The sequence below is a fragment of the Kitasatospora sp. NPDC058184 genome (assembly GCF_042883725.1).
GTDB lineage: Bacteria > Actinomycetota > Actinomycetes > Streptomycetales > Streptomycetaceae > Kitasatospora.
Genome location: NZ_JBHVVE010000048.1, coordinates 1 through 4,363, shown reverse-complemented (window position 1 = coordinate 4,363; position 4,363 = coordinate 1). Strand labels below are relative to the sequence as shown.

The 4,363-nt window shown below is 69.0% G+C and carries 7 protein-coding genes; 5 read left to right on the top strand and 2 right to left on the bottom strand.

Annotation, left to right across the window (positions count from 1 at the left end; genetic code table 11):
- Nucleotides 1-46: 46 nt before the first annotated feature.
- The gene (locus tag ACFVXH_RS41185) at nucleotides 47-1,528 is read right to left on the bottom strand and encodes a DUF927 domain-containing protein (RefSeq protein WP_387831219.1); all 1,482 of its coding nucleotides are present in this window, start codon (nucleotides 1,526-1,528) and stop codon (nucleotides 47-49) included.
- 429 nt (nucleotides 1,529-1,957) lie between these two features.
- Nucleotides 1,958-2,635, bottom strand: a complete 678-nt coding sequence (locus ACFVXH_RS41180; protein ID WP_387459252.1) for a GntR family transcriptional regulator — start codon at nucleotides 2,633-2,635, stop codon at nucleotides 1,958-1,960.
- 186 nt (nucleotides 2,636-2,821) lie between these two features.
- Between ACFVXH_RS41180 and ACFVXH_RS41175 the strand changes: the two genes are divergently transcribed.
- The 5 genes from ACFVXH_RS41175 (at nucleotide 2,822) to ACFVXH_RS41155 (ending at nucleotide 4,301) form a co-directional block, all read left to right on the top strand.
- A complete protein-coding gene (locus ACFVXH_RS41175) occupies nucleotides 2,822-3,220 on the top strand; it encodes a hypothetical protein (RefSeq protein WP_387831218.1) in 399 nt (132 codons plus the stop codon).
- 100 nt (nucleotides 3,221-3,320) lie between these two features.
- Entirely contained in the window at nucleotides 3,321-3,530 is a 210-nt protein-coding gene (locus ACFVXH_RS41170; protein WP_387831217.1) for a hypothetical protein, read from the top strand.
- 5 nt (nucleotides 3,531-3,535) lie between these two features.
- Nucleotides 3,536-3,847, top strand: coding sequence for a hypothetical protein (locus tag ACFVXH_RS41165; RefSeq protein WP_387497160.1), 312 nt, complete (start codon nucleotides 3,536-3,538; stop codon nucleotides 3,845-3,847).
- On the top strand, nucleotides 3,847-4,032 hold the full coding sequence (locus ACFVXH_RS41160; RefSeq protein WP_387497157.1) for a hypothetical protein: 186 nt from the start codon (nucleotides 3,847-3,849) through the stop codon (nucleotides 4,030-4,032). The genes ACFVXH_RS41165 and ACFVXH_RS41160 overlap by 1 nt, the downstream gene beginning before the upstream one ends.
- A gap of 2 nt (nucleotides 4,033-4,034) precedes the next feature.
- Nucleotides 4,035-4,301: a hypothetical protein gene (locus ACFVXH_RS41155; protein ID WP_387497154.1), complete on the top strand. Its 267-nt coding sequence runs from the start codon at nucleotides 4,035-4,037 to the stop codon at nucleotides 4,299-4,301.
- Nucleotides 4,302-4,363 lie beyond the last annotated feature (62 nt).

The following is a 4,363-nucleotide window of genomic DNA, read 5'->3' as shown; positions in this document are numbered from 1 at the left end:
ACAACAACAATCCCTAAATCGACGCCAACTTCGCCTTCTCTTTCTACTACAGCACCCCGCGCCGCTTCAGCTCCTGGAGGCCCGGCACTGGGGAGTCGATCCCGCCCGCCTTCACCAGCTCGGCCATCGTCGCGACGTAGACGTACACCTGGCCCTGGTGGACGTAGCCGAGCACGCGCCGCGGCTTGACCTCCATGGCCCCCCACGCCTGCGGGTTGAGGACCGTGGACTGCACCCACGCGGCGGGCTCCTGGACGATGGCGCCGGCCACCTTCTCCCAGAGGATCTGGCCCGGTGTCAGGTGGTGCTCGATCGCCTCCCCGAGGATGCGCGGGAGCTCTCGGCGGGCGTCCTCCTCGGCCATCGCGCCCAGCTCGGGCATCGCCAGGAGCTCCCCGAGCATGTACGCGCCCACGCACCACGCGGACAGGATGCGGGCCAGGGTCAGCGGGATTCCGCCCGACTCGCGGGTCTCCTCGGTCGCCAGCCGGTCCACGATCTCCGTGTGCAGCGTTCGCCAGGTCGTCACCCGCTCCGCGCTGAAGAACTCTGCGTCCCGCGCCCAGACCAGCGGCCAGCCGTGGAACCGCTGGGCCAGGTCGAACGCCTCGGCCGTGGCCGAGGCTGCGGTGAAGAACGGGCCGTTGAGCTGGAGGAGCCGGGAGGCCAGCGACTCGACCTGTCCTTGACGGTGGAGCGACTCGTTCGACGACGTGATGAAGATGGAGTGCCAGGTCCCGACCGACTTCACCACGGTGTTGCCCTTGCCGAGCCGTCCGCGCTTGGCCCCGGCAACGATCCGCTGGAACAGCTTCTCCAGCTCTGGCAGCGACAGGGCCGAGGAGGACGTCTCCTCGCGGCACATCGGCAGGTAACGCGCCTGGATCAGCACCTCCGGCAGGGCCAGGCCCGTGCTGTTCATCGAGCCGAACAGCTCGCCCGTGTCCGGGGACGGGTCGCCCATCAGCGCGCACATGACCTGCTGCACGCTGCTCTTGCCGATCTGCCCGCCGCCGGTCAGGTTCAGGATGTGCGCGGGCACGCCGTGCAGGCTGGAGATCAGCGGGCCGGAGAACATCGCGGACATGACCAGCGTGGTCCGTGGTGCCTGCGTGGCCAGGGCCATGATCCGGGCCCAGCCCTTGCGGGCGGCCTCCTGGTCCACCTCGCGCACCCGCAGATAGCCGTACTCCTGGGCGTCCGCGTCGGGCAGGACCAGCCCGCCGTCAGAGTCCTTCACCGGCAGGGCCGGGACCTCCCCGGCCTCCATTACGTCCTCACCGAAGATCCGGGCGTACGCGTGCCGCTCGTCGGGAGTCGTCGGGCGGCGCAGGCCGAGCCGGTCGGCCCAGGTGCCGTCCAGCACCTCTTCGGCCGAGACGATCCGGGGCCCTTCCTCGCTGTGGAGCTGGTACGCGATCTTCGTGTGCTTCCGGTCGGACATGCGGTAGGTGATCCGGCCCAGGACCAGCGGCACCGCGCCCACGGGCAGCGTCGGTGCATCCTTGGAAGCCTGGTGCAGCAGCATCCGGTCCACGGGCCGGAAGAACCAGCCCGCCTTCAGGCCCGCGATCGGCCGAGCCCCGACCGGGCTCCCCTCCCGCTGGAGGTTCGATACTGTCCCGCCCCGCTTCTGCGGGGGGACGTCGGCAGACTCTTCGGTCTGCGTCTGGTGGGTCACGCGACGTCGCCTCTCATCACGGCCCACCACAGAAGGTGACGTCGGCCGAGGTGGGGGAGAAATCTCCCCGCCCCTGCCTTACACTCGCGGTGAGCCTGCTTTGCTCAGCCGCGTCATCCCTCTTCTGAGGCTTCGAACTCCATCAGGCTTCGACCCCTGATGGAGCCCCCTTGGATTTGGGAAGGCGCGGCTTTCTGTTTTGGATCTTTAGTTGTGGTTCGGCAGCTTACGCGCCGGAGTGGACACCCCTACACGCAGTAGGGACACCACATCCGGTCAGGAGATCGCCAGAGGGTGACCGGGTGCGTAGATGCCCTCGCCCACGCCGATGACCTTGTCTCCGGTCACGTACACGCTGCGCATGACGAGGACCGCGAAGTCTGCATCCAACCCCAGGGCTTCTCGGTCCGCAGCAGTGGTGATCCGGGCATCGACTGTCTTCGAGGCAGCAGTCACAGGGTGACCAGAGCGCTCTTCGTAGACGGCTTGCCACGTGGGGTTGCATGCCTCGGGGAGATCGACTTCGGGAACGACCTCTGCAACGTCCACGTGGACCCAGGACTGGGACGCCTGGAGCACGACGTCGCCCTTGTTCACTGTGCGAACCCGGTTCACGCACTCGCCCTCGCCAAGGTCAGCGGCCACCCAGCCAGGAGCCTGGACGCGGGCGCTTAGCTTGTGGTGGATGGTCTCGCCGGGGGAGGTAATGCCCTTGATTCGCATAGCCCCTGCGATCAGCTTCCGCCGGTCAGAGACGAAAACGCCCTTTCCCTGCTGCGACTCGACGTAGCCCTCTGCCTTGAGCAGCGCGATGGCTCGGTAGACCGCGTTGTCGCTCAGCTCGAACTGCTTCATCAGGGCTGACGTCGGAGGCAGCTTGTCGCCCGCAGCCAGCGTTCCCAGATCGATTCGGGCCTTCAGGTATGCAGCCATGCCAGCCACGGTCCCTGCCATCTTCGCCTCCTTGGGTACTTCCTATCGGATGTTCTTGACGGTACCCCAGATCTTGCCCTAACTTCCTACAGGAAGCTACTTCCTATGGGAAGTTTCTTCGATCGCACAAATCAGCCCTGACCTGTGTCTTCAGCACAGGTCAGGGCCTGAGACCGACCCAACTGCCAGACAGAAGGGACCGATCCTGTGTCTGATCGTAAGACGACGTTCATCCCCGTCGTGCGGACCGCGACCATGCGCGGTCAGCTGGACCTCATCGCCATCGAGCGCGCCGTGAACGGCCGGGCTCCCGAGGGCATGACCGGCCTGGAGCTCCACGAGGCCGCGCGCATCCTCGTCGCCCACGGCGGCAGCGCCACCACCATCTCCGCCCAGCTCCGTGTGCCGGCGGAGCGCATCCGCCGCTGGTTCCCCGAGCTGGTGGTCGCCCCGCTCGGGGACTACGTGTGCGGCACGCCCCGCGCGTACCGCCATCACCTCCGCCTCGGTGAGACGTGCCGCGAGTGCTGCGTGGCTAACACCGCGAACGACCGGGCCGTGAAGCGCGGCCTTCCGAGCGCTGCAACCTCCAGGCGGGCCGCCTGATGGCCGCGCTGATCGCCGCGTTACGGCACATGTGGCAGTGCTCCGGCTGCGGGGCCTGGTACGTCGCGGACACGAACCGTGGCTCCTGCGGGGCCTGCTGATGGGCATCTTCCGCCGCCGCGAGAGCGCGGCAGACGACAACGCCCGGACCGGCCGCCTCCTGGAGGGCCTGGAGACCGCGTACGAGTCCCGCCGCCAGGGCCTCGACCTCCCGCTCACCCAGTTCGAGGAGGTCGTCATCGACGCCTCCGTGACCCTCTCCGGCGAGCCATACCCGCCCGCTGGTCACACCTACCCGAGGAAGGGCTGATCGCCGTGGCGAACACCCGCAAGATCGACCGCGAGATCGCGGCGGCGAAGAGCCGACTGTCCGGCATCCGCAACCAGGAGCAGTCCTCGCTCCGCCCCGGGGACCAGGCGAAGTTCGCTGGCCTCCAGGCGGTCGGCATCGCCAAGGCGGTGCGGGGCAAGACGGCTCCGGCCGCCGAACGGGCCGCCGGGCGCATCTGGTCCCGGGCCGAGGAGGAGGCCGCCGCCGACGTCCGAGTCCTGGAGGCCGAGCGCCAGCAGCAGCTCACCGACCAGGCCGCCGCCCGCCGCGAGAAGAAGAAGGGCGGCTGGTTCTGATGCCGAGCGAGAAGGCGGTGAACCCGCCGCCTGGTGAGTGCCGCCAGTGCTGGCTCCACGCGTACGACAGCCGGGCCCAGCACGCGCACCTCGCTCCGCGCGAGGACTGCCCGGCCTGCGTGGACCACATGCGCAACGGCCACGCCGGAATGATCGTGCCCGGCAAGCGCAAGGGCTGGTGGTGACCGTGGCCCGCACCCCTGAGTTGGCCGCGCTCCTGGTGGCCGCCGGGCTGGCCGGTCTGGTGAGTGAGGGCGGGATGCCTCTCTCCGCCGGGCTCCTGGTCCTGGCCGTGGCCGCCGTCGGAGCCCTCGCCGTCTCCCTCGCCTACTGCCTGCCGACCCTGATCGGCGCACTCACCACACACCGCGTGGTGAGTGCCCGTGCCGGCCGGAGGCCCGTGGTGAGTACCCGCCGGAGGCCCATGGTGAGTGCCCGCCGGTTGCGCGAGTGACCTACCCCCCTGGTGGGGGGGGGGGGGCCCCCCCCCCCCCCCCCCCCACCAACACCCGAACA